Origin of the sequence: Modestobacter sp. VKM Ac-2977 (assembly GCF_026968045.1) — a bacterium.
In the GTDB taxonomy this organism is placed as follows: Bacteria; Actinomycetota; Actinomycetes; order Mycobacteriales; family Geodermatophilaceae; genus Modestobacter.
The window spans coordinates 57,431-73,314 of sequence record NZ_JAPVBQ010000005.1 but is presented as its reverse complement, the minus strand read 5'-3'; the positions used below and the strand labels follow the sequence as shown (position 1 = coordinate 73,314).

Sequence of the window (15,884 nt, the reverse complement as noted above, 5' to 3'; positions counted from 1 at the left end):
TGGCATAGTCGCCGCCGACGACCGCAGAGTTCCCGGAGGGTCCACGTGGGGCAGCTGGAACGTCTCGCTGCCCGTGCAGCCGAGGGCGACAGGCTGGCGCAGGCCGCGCTGATCCGGGAGACGCAGACCGACGTGTGGCGGCTGTGTGCGCACCTGGCCGACCGCCAGGCCGCCGAGGACCTCACCCAGGAGACCTACCTGCGGGCCCTGCCGGCGTTGCGGGGCTTCGAGGGCCGGTCGTCGCTGCGCACCTGGCTGCTGTCCATCGCCCGCCGGGTCTGCGCCGACCACCTGCGGGCCCGGAAGCGCCGGGGCCTGGTCCTGGTCTCCGACGACACCGACCTGGCCGACCTGGTCCGCGACGTGCCGGACGACGAGGTGGGCGGGTCGGTCGCCGCGCAGGACGTGCTGGACCGGCTGGAGCCCGAGCGCCGGGAGGCCTTCGTGCTCACCCAGCTGATCGGGCTGCCCTATGCCGAGGCCGCCGAGGTGGTGGGCTGCCCGATCGGCACGATCCGCTCCCGCGTGGCCCGGGCCCGCGCGGACCTGGTCGAGGCGCTGGTCGCCGCCGACCACCCCCGCACCCGCCGCCCCTCCTGAGGCGCCCCGGGCGGACGCGCCCGCGGTCAGGGCGCGGTGACCTGCTCCCCGCGGCGGCGGGTGCCCGCACGGTGCACGTGCCAGCCGACGGCATACACCACCAGTGCCACGATGAACGCGGTGCCGCCCTCGACCAGGAACGTCCGCAGCTCCGCCTCGGCCACACCGACCCGGTCGACGACCCCGTCCACCCGGTAGGCCTCGCGGATCTCCGTCAGCCGCCTCATCGCGGCGACCGCCCCCGCCACCACCGCCACCGCGGCGAGCAGCGCGGCGACGCCGGTACGCAGGGGGCGGGGCAGCAGGACGCCGTCCGGCACCGGCTGCGGGGGCGTGGCCCGCCACCAGCGGACCAGCCACCCCAGCAGAGCGACCCCTCCCAGCACGCTGAAGGCGACCTCCAGCCGCAACGCCCACGGGTGGCCCGGGGAGCGGGTCAGCTCGTCCCACGCCAGGTGGGTCGCCGCGCCGACGACCAGCGAGACGGCGATGAGAGCCAGCGCCGCCGAGCTGCGCCAGCGGAAGCCCAGGGCCGCGGGCGCCGCGCGCCCGCCGGCCGACGGCGGCAACAGCGCGAGCAGCGGGCCCTTGAGCAGGAGCTGGAACGTGGCCAGCAGCACCGACCCGATGATCGGGTCCACCCAGAGCACGGACGACCACTCGTGCGTCAGCGTGAGGTTGTAGTCACCGCCGATCCACTGCAGCGAGACGTAGTAGGGCAGGTCCGGGGCCATCGCGCCGGCCACCAGCGCGGAGGGCACCAGGGGAGTGCGCAGCAGCGGGAGGACCACCGCTGGGTGGGCGAGGGTGAACGGCACGCGGGGAGGGTAGGGCGCGCCGACTCGACCGACGGGGACCCGACCGCGCGCGCCCGGTCAGCCCGCGGTCAGGGGTGCTGGGCCGCCAGGCGGCGGAGTCGTTCGTTGTAGGCGGTCAGCTCCGGGTCCTCGCCGCTCTCGCCGCGGGCGATGGCGCGGTCGCGCGCCCGGTCGGCGGACCGGTTGGCCCGGTCCTCCGACCGGGTCCACTGGAAGAAGACCACCGCCAGCACCAGCACGGTGGGGAACTCCCCGAACGACCAGGCGATGCCGCCGGCGGCCCCCTGGTCGTAGAGCGGGTCGATGCCCCAGGACTCCGGCGGGGTGGTGTAGCTGGTCAGCAGCAGGGTGTTGCTCATCATCACGATCACGCCGAAGAAGGCGTGGAACGGGGCGGGCAGCAGCAGTTCCAGCATCCGCGCGCCGTGCCCGGACCGCCGGGGCCACGGGTCGATGGCCATGATCGGGCCGAAGAAGAGCAGCCCGGTGACCAGGAAGTGCAGCAGCATGAACGTGTGCCCGGGCACCGTCGACATCAGCTCGTCGAACAGCGGGGTGAAGTAGACGCCGTAGAGGCTGGCGATGAACAGCGGGATGGTGAACAGCGGGGAGGAGACCAGCTGGCCCAGCCGGCTGTGCAGGGCGCCGAGCAGCGCCCGCCGCGGCATCCCGACCGGCCCCTGGGCCGCGGGGAGTGCGCGCAGCATCAGGGTGACCGGGGCGCCGAGCAGCAACAGCAGCGGCGTGATCATGCTCAGCACCATGTGCTGCACCATGTGCAGGCTGAACAGCGCCATCCCGTAGCTCTGCAGGCCACTGGCGGTGACGTGGAACAGGGTGGCGCAGCCGAGCAGCCACGCGACCGTCCGGGACGGCGCCCAGCGGACGCCCCGGCGGTGCAGCCGCCACAGCCCGACCAGGTAGCCCGCGGCCATCAGCACGGCGAGCCAGGCCACCGGCGACGCGGCGCCCAGGTCCAGTCCCAGCACCCGACCGAGGGTCGGCGGCAGCTCCGGGACGTGCATCGCACCCATGCCGCCGTGCTCGTGGCCCACGTTCGTCCTCTCTCAGCTCTGCTGTGCGGCCCCCACGGTAGGCCTGGCCCGACCCTCTCGCCGCAGTCGGCGAGGGGGCCGGGGCCTCCGGCTCAGCGCAGCGTGACCTGCCGGGACAGCAGCCCGGCGCGGGCCCGTCGCTCGTCCGCGTCCAGCGGCTCGGTGACCGCCAGCGCGGCCTCCAGCCGAGAGTGCAGCTCGGCCGAGGGGCCGGCCCACTCGGCACCGGGCACGGCGCCGGGCACGTCCCACACCGGGACGACGAGCCCGAGGGCGCGGAAGGCGCCGGCGTAGCGGGTGCCCTCCCCCAGGCTCAGCTGCTCGGCCGCGCCGAGCCGGGCCAGGGCGTCCAGGAGCGCCTCCTCCGGCTCGGGGCGCACCCAGCGCACGTGCCCGCGCTCGGTGGTGGGCCGGCACCAGTAGGCGGCCTCCAGCCCGTCCAGCCGCACCGTGGGCATGACCATCTCGTTGGCCTGCTGCATGCTCGCGCGGGCGGTCGCGTCGACGTCGGCGCCCTCCAGCCAGAACTCGAAGTCGTCGTGCACGGTGACCTCGAACGGAGCCGAGAGTTCCAGCAGCTCCTGCAGTCGCGGTCCGGCCGAGCCGGCGGCACCGATGGGGCCCGGGTCGACCGGGGCGCCGGCCGGGGCCTCGAGCGCGGCGGCGAGCGCGGTGCCGAGGTCGCGGCTGACGTCGTCGGAGGAGGTCTGCAGCTGGACGCCGAGCAGAATCTCGCCGTTGGCCCGCACCAGGGCGGGGGTGCCACCGGGGAGCACGCTGGCCAGCGTGACCGACCGGCCCTCCGTCGTGGTCAGCGAGGCCGTGGCGGCCGGCACGAGCTCGCGCAGCGCCACCCAGTCGACCTCGCCGGGCAGGCCCTCGAACGGGCGGCGCACGGGCTGGCCGTAGCCGGAGCCGTGGCAGTGCTTGTAGCGGCGGCCGGAGCCACAGGGGCAGGGCGCCTTCGGGTTGGTCTCGCCGTCGGCCGCGGCAGGAGCGGTGGGGCGGCGACGGGTCGTGGAGCGGGCCATGCATGCGAGCGTAGGAGGCGCCGTCGGCGACCGGGGGACGGCGTCCCGTCCGGCTGCCGCCCGTAGGCTCTGCCGGTGGCACCGGCTCCCGTCCCGTTCGACCTGACCGACCCCGCGCTCGTCGCCGATCCCTATCCGGCGTTCGCCGTGGCCCGCGCCGCCGCGCCGGTGCAGTGGGACGAGCGGCAGGACCTGTGGCTGGCCTTCGGCCACGCCGAGGCCAACGCCGTCCTGCGGGACCGGCGGCTGGGCCGGATCTGGTCGGACCGGACCCCTGCCGAGCGGTTCGAGAGCTTCAACCTGATCCACCGCAACGCCATCCTGGAGATGGAGCCGCCCACGCACACCCGGCTGCGCCGGCTGATCAGCGCGGCGTTCGCCCGCGGCCACGTCGAGCGGCTGCGGCCGTGGGTGCAGGAGCTGGCCGACTCCCTCGTCGACTCCCTCGTCGAGCGCTCCGCCGGCGAGACCGGCGTCGACGTGCTGTCCGGCATGGCCGAGGAGCTGCCGGTCGCGGTCATCGCCGAGCTGCTCGGGGTGCCGGTGGCCGACCGGCCGCTGCTGCGCCCGTGGTCGAACGCGATCGTGAAGATGTACGAGTACGGGCGGACGACGGAGATCGAGGCCGACGCCGAGCGAGCCGCCGCCGAGTTCGTCGCCTACCTGCGCGAGCTGGCCGCCGAGCGGCGGACCACCCCGGGCGAGGACCTGCTCACCCACCTGGTCACGGTGCGCGACGCCGAGGGCGACCGGCTCACCGAGGACGAGCTGGTGACCACCTGCATCCTGCTGCTCAACGCCGGCCACGAGGCGACGGTCAACGTGAGCGGCAACGGCCTGCTGGCGCTGCTGGAGCACCCCGACCAGCTGGCCCGGCTGCGCGCGGACCCGGGCCTGCTGCCGACGGCGATCGAGGAGCTGATGCGCTACGACTCGCCGCTGCAGCTGTTCGAGCGCACCGCCACCGAGGACGTCGAGATCGGCGGGGTCACCGTCGCACGTGGACAGAAGATCGCCGCCCTGCTGGGCAGTGCCAACCGCGACCCGGCCGTCTTCGTCGACCCCGACACCCTCGACGTCGGGCGCGCGGACAACCCGCACATCTCCTTCGGCGCGGGCGTGCACTTCTGCATCGGCGCCCCGCTGGCCCGGGTGGAGCTGCAGGCCTCCTTCGGCGCACTGCTGAGCCGCACGTCCCGGCTCGAGCTGGCCCGCCCGGCCCGGCGTCGTCCGGAGTTCGTCATCCGCGGCCTCCAGGACCTGCCGGTCGTGCTCGCCGGCCACTGAGCCGTTGCGCCGGGAAACGACCTCAGCGCACCGACCCACGCCGCGTCCATGATCCGTCACAGCCGGTGCTGACCGCGTCGGGGCGCCCGGGAAAGCTCGTCGCCGACCGACGCCTCCGGCCGACGGCCTGCCTACCGTTGTCCCCGTCCGCCGCACGGCGGGCTCCGGACGACGGCACCGCCGAACCTGCCCACCGTCGCCCGGACGTCACGAGACCACGGGCAGGCGCGGGGGACCCACCTCGCAGGACCAGGCCTCCGGGCCTTGGGGTGAAGCCGCAGAACGCGGCCGGGCAGCTCTCGCCCGAACCCGACAGCTAACTCCGCAGGCGGCGAGAGGCACACACACCCATGCTCAATCGCTTCACGGCACGGCGCGACCGCTCCACCGGGCGCTCCGCCTTCGCTTCCGCGGCACGCCCCGCGATGGTCGTCGCGGCAGCCGCGGCGATGTCCTTCGGGGTCATCGCACCGGCCCAGGCCCACACCGGCAGCCACACCGTCAGCCCCGGTGACACGCTCAGCAAGCTCGCCGCCAGCCACGGCACCACCTGGCAGGGCATCCACGCCGCCAACCGGGACACCATCGGCAGCAACCCGAACGTGCTGCGTGTCGGGCAGGTGCTGTCCATCGGCGGCGGCTCGGCCGCGGCCCCGGCTGCCGCGCCCGCGGCGGCGTCCGGCTCCTACGTCGTGCGCGCCGGCGACACCCTCAGCAAGATCGCCGCGGCGCACGGCACCACCTGGCAGAGCATCTACTCCGCCAACCGCGACACCATCGGCAGCAACCCGAACGTGCTCCGCATCGGGCAGCGCCTCACCCTCGGCGGCGGGGCGGCCGCGCCCGCGGCCCCGGCACCCAGCCGCCCGGTCCAGCAGGCAGCCAGCCGCAGCGCCGACCGGAGCACCAGCGGTGACCCCCGGTCCATCGCCCGGACCATGGTCGCCGAGCGTGGCTGGGGAGCCGGCGAGTTCGCCTGCCTGGACAGCCTGTGGGAGAAGGAGAGCAACTGGAACCCGCTGGCCGACAACCCGAACTCCAGCGCCTACGGCATCCCGCAGGCGCTGCCCGGGTCGAAGATGGCCTCGGCCGGCCCGGACTGGCGCACCAACCCGGCGACCCAGATCACCTGGGGCCTGGGCTACATCAGCGACCGCTACGGCACCCCGTGCGCCGCGTGGGCGCACTCCCAGGCCAACAACTGGTACTGATCGACGAGCGCGACGGGTCGGTCGGCGCGATCACGCGCTGACCGACCCGGCGGTCCGGGCGACCGGACCACCGGCACGACGACGCCCCGGCCGGGCAACCGGCCGGGGCGTCGTCCGTTCCGGACCAGGGCCTCCGACCTCTGTCGGAGGCGCCCCCACCGCGCCCGCTGCACCGTTACCGGATCGTGACCGGAGGACCTGGGGGCCATCCGGACTGCCGATGCGTCTCCTCAGTGGGACCAGCGGAAGGGACGCGGTGGCGGAGGAGCAGGACGAGGAGTTCACCGACTTCGTCGGTGCGCACGGCCCACGGCTGCTGCGCACCGCCGTGCTGCTGACCGGCGACCGTGGCCGCGGCGAGGACCTGCTGCAGACCGCGCTGGCCCGCGCCTACGGCCGGTGGGGCACGGTCCGCCGCGCCGACGACCCCGTCGCCTACGTGCGCAAGATGCTGGTCAACGGCCACCTCAGCTGGCTGCGCCGGCTCAGCAACACCGAGCAGGTGGTCGAGTGGTTCCCCGACTCCCCGGACCGGGTGGACCTGCAGGCGCTGCACGCCGAGGCCGACGAACTGCGCACCGCGCTGCGCGAGCTGAGCCCGCGGGTGCGCACCGCAGTGGTGCTGCGCTACCTCGACGACCTCAGCGAGGCCGACACCGCACGCCTGATGGGCTGTTCGGTGAGCACGGTCGGCAAGCACGTCGCCCGCGGCCTCGCCGTGCTGCGCACCGTCCTGGACCGTTCCCCGGAGCCGTCCCTCGCCCCCTCCCCCGAGCCGTTCCCGGACCCGGCACGGACCACCCGGAGGCCTGCGTGAACCCACACGAGCGCGACCTCGCCGGCCGGCTGCACGGTCTGGCCGACGAGTTGACCGCCGGCGGAGGCGGCGACGCCGAGGGCGCGATGGCCCGATGGCGCCACCGGCGCCGGACCCGGCGGACATTGGCCGCGGTCGCCGCCGGCGTGGCCGCGGTGGCCGTCGGGGGCGCGGTCGCCGTCGGCCCACCGTCCTCGGCACCGCTCCCCGGGGACACCGCGCGCCCGACGGTCACCTCGTCGGCGCCGGTCACGGCACCGACGCCGCCCGGGGGGTCCACACCGTCCGGGACACCGGTGCCCGACGACCGCCCGGTCACCGCCGACGCGGGGGACGCCACCCTCACCGGCGGTGGGACCGAGGCCTACGGCAAGGAACCGATCCCGGTGGTGTCCGCGGCGGAGAAGGCTCGGCTGACCGCAGAGGCCCAGGCCGACCTGGACCGGGTGGTCGGCGCCCTGCCGTCGTCCCTGGCGTTCCCCTCGCCCACCGAGTGGGACCGGTGGCTGCCGGAGCCCAAGCCGTACCCGGGCCGGGACACCGCGGACGACCTCTCCACCTGCCCGGTGCTGTCCGACGGCCTCTCCGCTGCGCTGGGGCCCCGGATGAGCTACTGGACCGGCACGCTGCCCGGCGCGTGCACCTGGGCGCCGGTGCCGCTGCTGTACGACACCATCGACTACCCGTTCACGGTGCGCGTGGGCTTCCTGGGCGACGGGACGACGCCCGCCGACGTCGCCCGCGATGCGTTCGACTGGATGCCCCAGGGCGATCCGGCCCCTTGCCCCCGGGCCGACGTCGCCGACGGCGGCGTGCTGATCCGGTGCGGCTCGGTCGACCAGGCATCGTTCCAGCTGGCCGTCCCCGACGCCCGTGGCCAGGGCACCTGGGTGCTCGACGCCACGGCCGACCAGGACGGCGAGGTCACCGCAGCCGCGGCGTTCACCGCGCTGCTCGACGGCGTCGCCCGCAACTACGGGTGAGACGACGACGCCCCGCCCGCAGAACCGGGCGGGGCGTCGTGCGTCAGGCGCTCAGAGGCGCTGGTTGAGCCGGTGGTAGGCCGCGCTCCAGCGCAGCTCCTTGGCCAGGCTGCGCCGGGTGGTGCCGGCGTCGATGAGCACCAACTCGGTGTCGAACACCTCGGCCAGGTCGGTCAGCTCGTCGGCCCCCAGCTGGGTGGACAGCACCGTGTGGTGCGGCCCGCCAGCGGTCAGCCAGCCCTCGGTCGCCGTCTCGAAGTCCGGCCGGGGCTCCCAGACCGCCCGGGCGACCGGCAGGTTCGGCAGCGGCTCGGACGGCTCGACGACGTCGATCTCGTTGGCCACCCAGCGGAACCGGTCGCCCAGGTCGCACCAGCCCACGGTGATGCCGGCGGCGGGGGCGGCGGTGAACACCAGCCGGGCCGGGTCCTCGCGGCCGCCGATCCCCAGCGGGTGCACCTCCAGCCGCGGCTTGTCCCCGGCGATCGTCGGGCACACCTCGAGCATGTGAGCACCGAGGATCTTCGGGGTCTCCGAGGCCAGGTCGTAGGTGTAGTCCTCCATGAAGGACGTGCCGCCGGGCAGCCCCTGGGCGGCGACCTTGAGCACCCGCAGCAGGGCGGAGGTCTTCCAGTCGCCCTCGCCACCGAAGCCGTAGCCGTCGGCCATCAGCCGCTGCACGGCCAGGCCGGGGAGCTGGCGCAGGCCGCCCAGGTCCTCGAAGTTGGTGGTGAAGGCGCCGAAGCCGCCGTCCTCCAGGAACGAGCGCAGCGCCACCTCGATCCGGGCCTGGTAGCGCACATGAGAGTGCCGGTCGCCGCCGGGGCGCAGGTCGGCGTCCATCTCGTACAGGTCGCCGTACTCGGCGACCACCGCGTCGACGGCGGAGTCGGCGACGCGCTCGACGACGGCGACCAGGTCGTTGACGCCCCAGGTGTTCACCGACATGCCGAAGCGGATCTCCGCCTCGACCTTGTCGCCCTCGGTGACCGCGACGTTCCGCATGTTGTCACCGAACCGCGCCAGCTTGAGGCCGCGGGCGGCGGCCGCACCGGCGGCGGCGCGGGCCCAGGAGCCCACCCGGGCCTGCACCCGCGGGTTGCCCGCGTGGCCGGAGACGGTGGTCCGCGGCGTGCGCAGCCGGGTGAGCATGAAGCCGTACTCGCGGTCGCCGTGGGCGGCCTGGTTCAGGTTCATGAAGTCCATGTCGATCGTCGCCCACGGGAGGGCGGCGTCGGCCTGGGTGTGCAGGTGGAGCAGCGGCTTGCGCAGCGCGTCCAGCCCGGAGATCCACATCTTCGCCGGGGAGAAGGTGTGCATCCAGGTGATCACGCCGAGGCAGTTCGGGTCCTCGTTCGCCTCGCCCATCATCTTCCGGATCGCACCGGCGTCGGTGAGCACCGGCTTCCAGACCACCCGGACCGGGACGGCATCCGCGCCGTCCAGCGTCGCGGCCACCCGCTGCGACTGCTCGGCGACCTGCTGGAGGGTCTCCTCGCCGTACAGCCCCTGACTGCCGGTGAGGAACCAGATCTCCGAACCCTCGAATGCCACCTGCTGCTCCTTCGTGCTCATCGTTGTCCGTAGACGTTCTGGTAGCGCGCGTACAGCGAGTCGATGTCCGCCTGCGCGATCGGGACGGGCTCTCCCAGCTGGCGGGAGAGGTGCACCGTGCGGGCGACGTCCTCGGTCATGACGGCGGCCTTGACCGCCGCCTTCGCCGAGGGCCCGATGGTGAAGACGCCGTGGTTCTTCATCAGCACCGCCGGCGAGCGGTGCCCCTGCAGCGTCTCCACGATGCCCTGGCCGATGGAGTCGTCGCCGATCAGCGCGAACGGCCCCACCGGGATCGGCCCGCCGAACTCGTCGGCCATCGCCGTGAGCACGCAGGGGATCTCCTCGTGCCGGGCCGCCCAGGCCGCGGCGTAGGTGCTGTGCGTGTGCACCTGGCCGTTGACCTCGGGCATGTTCCGGTAGACGTAGGCGTGCGCCGCCGTGTCGCTGGAGGGTGCCCGGACGCCGTCGACGGCGTTGCCGTCCAGGTCGCAGACGGTGATGCCCTCCCAGGTCAGCTGGTCGTACTCGACGCCGCTGCCCTTGATGACGAACAGGTCCTCGCCGGGGACCCGCTCGGACACGTTGCCCGAGGTCCAGGTCACCAGCTCGTAGCGGGTGAGGTAGGTGTGCAGGTGGGCGACGTGCTCGCGCTGGGCGCGCAGCGTCCCCTGCTCGGTGCGGGTCGGGGTGGTGGTCATGCCGGCTGCTCCTCGGTCTCGGCGGCAGAGGTGGTCTCGGTCTGCGGTGCCGCCGGCCGGTGGCCGACGTCCACGTGGTCCACGGCGGCCCGCTGCACCGGGAGCGCGGCGACGTAGCGCTGCATGAACGCCTCGAAGCCCGCGACGTCCGCGGGGTCGGGGTCAGCGGTCGTCAGGCTCGCGTCGGTGAAGACCTCGGCGTCCAGGTAGTCCGCCAGCTCCTGCTCCGGCGCGCGCCCGGCGGCGAAGGCGGCCAGGACGGCGATCCCCCAGGCGCCCCCCTCGGCTGCGACGTCGCCGACGGCGACCGGGGTGTCGATGGCGGCGGCCAGGAAGCGCTGCGCCACGCCCTCGGTCTTGAACAGGCCACCGTGGGCGTACATCCGGTCGAGCCGCACGCCCTCGGTCTTCTGCAGGACGTCCATGCCGATCTTCAGCGTGGCCAGGGAGGCGAACAGGTGCGTCCGCATGAAGGTGCCCAGGTCGAACGGGCTGTCGGGGGACCGTAGGAAGAGCGGCCGGCCCTCCTCGAAGTCGGTGATCGGCTCCCCGGAGAGGTAGTTGTAGGCGAGCATCCCGCCGCAGTCGCTCGCGCCGCCCAGGGCAGCGGTGAAGAGGGTCTGGAAGACCGTCGAGGAGTCGACGTCGGCACCCAGCGCACGAGCGAACTCGGCGAACAGCCCGGCCCAGGCGTCCAGCTCACTGGCGCCGTTGTTGCAGTGCACCATCGCCACCGGGTCACCGGCCGGCGTGGTGACCAGGTCCAGTTCACGGTGCACCTGGGCGAGTTCCCGCTCGAGCACGACCATCGCGAAGATCGACGTCCCGGCGGAGACGTTGCCGGTCCGCGGGGCGACCGAGTTGGTGGCGACCATCCCGGTGCCGGCGTCACCCTCCGGCGGACAGACGGGGACGCCGGCACGCAGCCGGCCGCTCGAGTCCAGCAGCGCCGCGCCCGCCTCGGTGAGCGTGCCGGCCGGCTGTCCGGCGCGGGCGATGCCGGGCAGCAGCTCGGCGAGGGTCAGCTCTACCCCGGCCTCGGCGGCCAGCTGGTCGAACCGGGGCAGCATCGTGGTGTCGTAGCCCCCGGCGGCGTCGATCGGGAACATGCCGCTGGCGTCCCCGATGCCGAGCACCTTCTCGCCGGTGAGCTGCCAGTGCACGTACCCGGCCAGGGTGGTCAGGTGGTCGAGTCGGCCGACGTGCTCCTCGCGGTCCAGGATCGCCTGGTAGAGGTGCGCGACGCTCCACCGGTGCGGGATGTTGCACCCGAACTCCGCGCTGAGCCGCTCGGCCGCCCGCCCGGTGTTCGTGTTGCGCCAGGTGCGGAACGGCGTGAGCAGCTCGCCCTCGGCGTCGAACGCGAGGTAGCCGTGCATCATCGCGGACACGCCGAGCGCGCCGACCCCGGACAGCTCGACCCCGTGGCGCTGCCGTACGTCCTCGGCCAGGGCCGTGACGCTCTGCTGCACCCCGGCCCACACGGCGTCCAGCGAGTACGTCCAGAGCCGGTCCACGAACTGGTTCTCCCAGTCGTGGCTGCCGACGGCGAGGGGCACGTGGTCCGGCCCGATCAGCACCGCCTTGATCCGGGTCGATCCGAATTCGATCCCCAGAGCCGTGCGACCCGAGGTGATCGCCGTGCCGGCGTCCATCGTCATGTCAGGAGCCCCTTCCGCCCACCGTGACGGGCCTGGTCCCAGCGAACCGGTTCGCCGCGGGACGCGGCACCGGATGGATTGTTAGCGTTAACAACAGCTCCGTCAAACCGCCGTGCGCGCCGGTCCGGTGGACCGCCGCACGACCAGCTGGGGCAGGACCGGCTGGGACTCCAGCGGCTCCCCCCGCAGCCGGGCGAGCACGAGCTCGACCCCGCGGCGGCCCAGCTCGGCGAAGTCCTGCCGCACCGTGGTGAGCGGCGGGGTGAAGTACGCGCACTCGGGCACGTCGTCGAAGCCGACGACGCTGACGTCGCCCGGTACCGAGACCCCCTCGTCGGCCAGGGCGCTGAGCAGGCCGAGTGCCATCTGGTCGTTGGCGACGAAGACGGCGGTGACGTCGTCCTGCCCGGCGCGCACGCGCGCGGCCAGCTCGCGACCGGCCTCGTGCCCGGAGCAGGGCCACCAGTCACCGTGCAACGGCTCGGGGACCGGTGCGCCGGCGTCCTCCAGTGCGCGGCGCCAGCCGACCATCCGCCCACGGGCCTCCAGCGAGTCCGGCGGCCCCGTGACGTGGTGCACGGTGCGGTGCCCGAGCTCGAGCAGGTGGCGGGTGGCCAGCTCCGCCCCCACCTCCTGGGCGACCCACACGGTGGGCCGGGACTCGTCCCTGCCCACCTGCACCGCGATCAGCGGCACCGGCGCCTCGAACCGCCGCAGCGCCTCGACCGCCTGGCCGTAGGTGGACAGCGCGACCACCGCATCGACGGACTGCGCCACGAAACGGTCGACCGCCTCGCGCATCGCCGCCTCGCTGTCGTCGTCGAGGATGGCGACCCCGAGGGAGTAGCCGGCCGCCCGGGCGGCCTTCTCCAGCCCGAGCAGCGTCTGTGCCGGCCCGTACTGGTTGATGTGCGAGGTCACCAGGCCGAACGAGCGGGTGGACCCGGTGACCAGGGCACGGGCCGCCGTGTTCGGCCGGTAGCCGAGCTCGGTGATCGCCCGCTGCACCCGTTCCCTGGTCGCCGGGGCCACGTTCGGGTGCCCGTTGACGACCCGGGACACCGTCTGGTGCGAGACCCCGGCGTGCACGGCGACATCGGACAGTGCCAACGCGCGCGGCGCTCCATCGGGCAGCACGGTTCCCCCTTCAGCAGAGGACGGCGCCGATGCCGTCCTCGAGGTGAGGACGGCGCCGGTGCCGCCCTCGACTTGGTGGCTCCGCGGCCTGCGTCAGCGGGCGGCGCCGGCGCGCCGCTTGTTGTAGACGTCGAAGGCGACGGCCAGCAGCAGCACGAGACCCTTGACCACCGACTGGATCGACTGGTCGACGCCCAGGAGCGACATGCCGTTGCTCATGACCGCCATGATCAGGCCACCGACCATGGCCCCGACCACGGTGCCGACACCACCGGTGACCGCCGCACCGCCGATGAAGGCGGCGGCGATGGCGTCGAGCTCGAACATCTCGCCGGCGGCGGGCTGGGCACCGTTGGACCGGGAGGAGTAGATGACCCCGGCCACCGCGGACAGGAAGCCCATGTTGACGAAGATCCAGAAGTTGACGGCCTTGACCTTGACGCCGGACAGCGTCGCCGCCGAGAGGTTGCCGCCGATGGCGTACACCTGGCGCCCGAACACGGTGTTCTTGGTGATCAGGCCGTAGGCGATCGCCAGCACGCCGAGGATGATCAGCACGATGGGCAGGCCGCGGGCGTTGGCCAGCTGCCAGGCGAAGGCCATCACGACCGCGCCGACGGCGACGACCTTCAGGACGAACAGCGCGAGGGACTCGACCGGCTGCCCGTAGCGGACCCGGGCAGCCCGGGAGCGCCAGTTGCTGACCGCGTAGCCGGCCACCGCGATGGCACCGATCACCAGGGTGAAGGTGTCGTACCCGTAGCCGCCGAGCAGGCCGTTGAGGAACCCGCTGGCCACCTCGCGGTACTCCGCCGGGAACGGCGACAGCGAGACGTTGTCCAGCACCTGGAGCGTCAGGCCACGGAACAGCAGCATGCCGGCGAGGGTGACGATGAAGGCGGGGATGCCGACGTAGGCGACCCAGAAGCCGTGCCAGGCGCCGACGAGCAGGCCCACCGCGATGGCGGCCAGGATGCCGACCCACCACGGCAGTCCTCGGTCGATGACCAGGACGGCGGAGACCGCGCCGGTGAGCGCGACCACCGACCCCACGGAGAGGTCGATGTGCCCGGCGATGATCACGATGACCATGCCGATGGCCAGCACCAGGATGTAGGAGTACTGCAGGACGAGGTTGGTGACGTTGCCGGCGCTGAGCAGGGTGCCGTCGGTCAGGAACGCGAAGAGGGCGACGATCGCGACGAAGGCGACGTAGATGCCACTGGTCCGCAGGTTGCTGCGGAGGAACTCGCGCAGGTCGCCGGAACCGCTCTGCCCGGCCGGGGTGGGCGTGAAGTCCGCGTTCGGCGGGGTCTGGCCCGCCTGCGGGGGAACGGTCCTGGTCATGCTGCGAGCTCCCTCTCCTTGGTCATGAGCGCCATCAGGCTCTCCTGGGTGGCCTCACGCACCGGCACCTCGCCGGTGATCCGGCCGGCGGACAGCGTGTAGACGCGGTCGCAGGTGCCGAGCAGCTCGGGCAGCTCGGACGAGATGACGACGACGGCCTTCCCGGCCGCCACGAGGTCGTTGATGATCGTGTAGATCTCGTACTTGGCGCCCACGTCGATGCCGCGGGTGGGCTCGTCGAGGATGAGCACGTCCGGGTCCGTGTAGAGCCACTTGGACAGGACGACCTTCTGCTGGTTGCCGCCGGAGAGCTTGCCCACGATCGAGGAGACGCTGGGCGCCTTGATGTTCATGCTCTTCCGGCTGGACTCGGCGACCTTCGTCTCCTCGTTGCTGTTCACCCAGCCGCGGCGGGACAGCTTCCCGAGCCCGGCGGCGGAGACGTTGCGCCGGATGTCCTCGATCAGGTTGAGGCCGTACTTCTTGCGGTCCTCGGTCGCGTAGGCGATGCCGTTGTCGATCGCCTCGGTGACCGTGCGGGTCCGCACCTCCTTGCCGTGCATGAAGATCTGCCCGGAGACGTGCCGGCCGTAGGAGCGGCCGAAGATGCTCATCGCGAGTTCGGTGCGCCCAGCGCCCATCAGCCCGGCGATGCCGACGACCTCGCCGGCGCGGACGCTGAAGCTGGCGTGGTCGACCACCAGGCGGTCCTGGGTCGGGTGCTTGACCGCCCAGTCCTCGATGCGGAGGACCTCCTCCCCCGGGTGCGACTCGCGCTCGGGGTAGTAGGACTCCAGATCGCGGCCGACCATGCCGCGGATGATCCGGTCCTGGGTGACCTCGCCGGCGTGCAGGCTCAGCGTCTCGACGGTCTTCCCGTCCCGGATGATCGTCACGTTGTCGGCGATCGCGGTGATCTCGTTCAGCTTGTGCGAGATGATGATCGAGGTGATCCCGCGCTCCTGCAGCGTGCGGAGCAGGCCGAGCAGGTGCGCGGAGTCGGTGTCGTTCAGCGCCGCGGTGGGCTCGTCCAGGATGAGCAGCTTCACGTCCTTGGACAGCGCCTTGGCGATCTCCACCAGCTGCTGCTTGCCGACCCCGAGCTGCCCGACGGGGGTGATCGCGTTCTCGCGCAGACCCACGGACTCCAGCAGCTCGCTGGCCTCGGCGTTGACCTTGTTCCAGTTGATCAGGCCACCGCGGCCACGGCGCTCGTTGCCCAGGAAGATGTTCTCGGCGATCGAGAGGTAGGGCACCAGCGCGAGCTCCTGGTGGATGATCGCGATCCCCACGTGCTCGCTGTCGCGGATGCCGGAGAACCGGCAGACGTCACCGTCGAAGACGATCTCGCCGTCGTAGCTGCCGGCCGGGTAGACGCCGGACAGCACCTTCATCAGCGTGGACTTGCCGGCGCCGTTCTCACCGCAGATCGCGTGGACCTCGCCGCGGCGCACCGTCAGCGAGACGTCCTCCAGCGCCTTGACGCCGGGGAAGGTCTTGGTGATGGAGCGCATCTCCAGGATGTTGTCGTCCATGGACTCCGTCGTCCTCGTCGTTCACAAGGGATGGGTGGGCCGAGTGTCGACCACTCGGGGTGTGCGCCTGCGGGGCCCCCACCCGGCCGGCGTCCGGCCCGAGGTGGGGTGGAGCCGGCCGGGTCCGACAGCATGCTGCCGGACCCG

Annotated in this window: 14 protein-coding genes and 1 riboswitch; of the genes, 5 read left to right on the top strand and 9 right to left on the bottom strand. The window is 73.1% G+C overall.

Features of this window, described 5'->3' with window-relative positions; translation table 11 throughout:
* Positions 1-45 precede the first annotated feature (45 nt).
* Positions 46-600 carry a sigma-70 family RNA polymerase sigma factor gene (locus O2V63_RS19895; protein ID WP_269169211.1) on the top strand — a complete coding sequence of 185 codons (555 nt, stop codon included), beginning with the start codon at positions 46-48 and terminating at the stop codon, positions 598-600.
* 26 nt (positions 601-626) lie between these two features.
* On the opposite strand, the gene O2V63_RS19890 is transcribed toward O2V63_RS19895, so the two are convergent.
* From O2V63_RS19890 to O2V63_RS19880, 3 genes are all read right to left on the bottom strand, one after another.
* The gene (locus O2V63_RS19890) at positions 627-1,418 is read right to left on the bottom strand and encodes a DUF4184 family protein (RefSeq protein ID WP_269169210.1); all 792 of its coding nucleotides are present in this window, start codon (positions 1,416-1,418) and stop codon (positions 627-629) included.
* Positions 1,419-1,486: 68 nt separating this feature from the next.
* A complete protein-coding gene (locus O2V63_RS19885; protein ID WP_269169209.1) occupies positions 1,487-2,473 on the bottom strand; it encodes a cytochrome c oxidase assembly protein in 987 nt (328 codons plus the stop codon).
* 92 nt (positions 2,474-2,565) lie between these two features.
* On the bottom strand, positions 2,566-3,504 hold the full coding sequence (locus O2V63_RS19880; protein ID WP_269169208.1) for a DUF5926 family protein: 939 nt from the start codon (positions 3,502-3,504) through the stop codon (positions 2,566-2,568).
* A gap of 75 nt (positions 3,505-3,579) precedes the next feature.
* Between O2V63_RS19880 and O2V63_RS19875 the strand changes: the two genes are divergently transcribed.
* From O2V63_RS19875 to O2V63_RS19860, 4 genes are all read left to right on the top strand, one after another.
* On the top strand, positions 3,580-4,791 hold the full coding sequence (locus O2V63_RS19875) for a cytochrome P450 (RefSeq protein WP_269169207.1): 1,212 nt from the start codon (positions 3,580-3,582) through the stop codon (positions 4,789-4,791).
* Positions 4,792-5,018: 227 nt separating this feature from the next.
* Positions 5,019-5,117: riboswitch (cyclic di-AMP (ydaO/yuaA leader) on the top strand.
* 24 nt (positions 5,118-5,141) lie between these two features.
* The gene (locus tag O2V63_RS19870; protein ID WP_269169206.1) at positions 5,142-6,002 is read left to right on the top strand and encodes a LysM peptidoglycan-binding domain-containing protein; all 861 of its coding nucleotides are present in this window, start codon (positions 5,142-5,144) and stop codon (positions 6,000-6,002) included.
* Between the two features lie 220 nt (positions 6,003-6,222).
* Positions 6,223-6,819 carry a SigE family RNA polymerase sigma factor gene (locus O2V63_RS19865; RefSeq protein WP_269169205.1) on the top strand — a complete coding sequence of 199 codons (597 nt, stop codon included), beginning with the start codon at positions 6,223-6,225 and terminating at the stop codon, positions 6,817-6,819.
* Entirely contained in the window at positions 6,816-7,802 is a 987-nt protein-coding gene (locus O2V63_RS19860) for a hypothetical protein (protein WP_269169204.1), read from the top strand. Before O2V63_RS19865 ends, O2V63_RS19860 begins: the two co-directional genes overlap by 4 nt.
* A 51-nt stretch (positions 7,803-7,853) precedes the next feature.
* Here O2V63_RS19860 and araA read toward each other — a convergent pair whose 3' ends face one another.
* From araA to mmsA, 6 genes are all read right to left on the bottom strand, one after another.
* Positions 7,854-9,377: an L-arabinose isomerase gene (gene araA / locus O2V63_RS19855; RefSeq protein ID WP_269169203.1), complete on the bottom strand. Its 1,524-nt coding sequence runs from the start codon at positions 9,375-9,377 to the stop codon at positions 7,854-7,856.
* Positions 9,374-10,057 carry an L-ribulose-5-phosphate 4-epimerase gene (locus tag O2V63_RS19850; protein ID WP_269169202.1) on the bottom strand — a complete coding sequence of 228 codons (684 nt, stop codon included), beginning with the start codon at positions 10,055-10,057 and terminating at the stop codon, positions 9,374-9,376. The genes araA and O2V63_RS19850 overlap by 4 nt, the downstream gene beginning before the upstream one ends.
* The gene (locus O2V63_RS19845; protein ID WP_269169201.1) at positions 10,054-11,718 is read right to left on the bottom strand and encodes a xylulokinase; all 1,665 of its coding nucleotides are present in this window, start codon (positions 11,716-11,718) and stop codon (positions 10,054-10,056) included. Before O2V63_RS19845 ends, O2V63_RS19850 begins: the two co-directional genes overlap by 4 nt.
* Positions 11,719-11,820: 102 nt before the next feature.
* Positions 11,821-12,828: a LacI family DNA-binding transcriptional regulator gene (locus O2V63_RS19840; protein WP_269169200.1), complete on the bottom strand. Its 1,008-nt coding sequence runs from the start codon at positions 12,826-12,828 to the stop codon at positions 11,821-11,823.
* 120 nt (positions 12,829-12,948) lie between these two features.
* A complete protein-coding gene (gene mmsB / locus O2V63_RS19835) occupies positions 12,949-14,202 on the bottom strand; it encodes a multiple monosaccharide ABC transporter permease (protein WP_269169199.1) in 1,254 nt (417 codons plus the stop codon).
* Positions 14,199-15,737 carry a multiple monosaccharide ABC transporter ATP-binding protein gene (mmsA, locus tag O2V63_RS19830; protein ID WP_269169198.1) on the bottom strand — a complete coding sequence of 513 codons (1,539 nt, stop codon included), beginning with the start codon at positions 15,735-15,737 and terminating at the stop codon, positions 14,199-14,201. Before mmsA ends, mmsB begins: the two co-directional genes overlap by 4 nt.
* Positions 15,738-15,884 lie beyond the last annotated feature (147 nt).

What these genes read in the sequence shown, in the direction of transcription:
- O2V63_RS19880 (WP_269169208.1), bottom strand. Translation starts at nt 3,504, where the DNA reads ATGGCCCGCTCCACGACCCGTCGCCGCCCCACCGCTCCTGCCGCGGCC.
- mmsB (WP_269169199.1), bottom strand. Translation starts at nt 14,202, where the DNA reads ATGACCAGGACCGTTCCCCCGCAGGCGGGCCAGACCCCGCCGAACGCG.
- O2V63_RS19850 (WP_269169202.1), bottom strand. Translation starts at nt 10,057, where the DNA reads ATGACCACCACCCCGACCCGCACCGAGCAGGGGACGCTGCGCGCCCAG.
- O2V63_RS19870 (WP_269169206.1), top strand. Translation starts at nt 5,142, where the DNA reads ATGCTCAATCGCTTCACGGCACGGCGCGACCGCTCCACCGGGCGCTCC.
- O2V63_RS19845 (WP_269169201.1), bottom strand. Translation starts at nt 11,718, where the DNA reads ATGACGATGGACGCCGGCACGGCGATCACCTCGGGTCGCACGGCTCTG.
- O2V63_RS19865 (WP_269169205.1), top strand. Translation starts at nt 6,223, where the DNA reads ATGCGTCTCCTCAGTGGGACCAGCGGAAGGGACGCGGTGGCGGAGGAG.
- mmsA (WP_269169198.1), bottom strand. Translation starts at nt 15,737, where the DNA reads ATGGACGACAACATCCTGGAGATGCGCTCCATCACCAAGACCTTCCCC.
- araA (WP_269169203.1), bottom strand. Translation starts at nt 9,377, where the DNA reads ATGAGCACGAAGGAGCAGCAGGTGGCATTCGAGGGTTCGGAGATCTGG.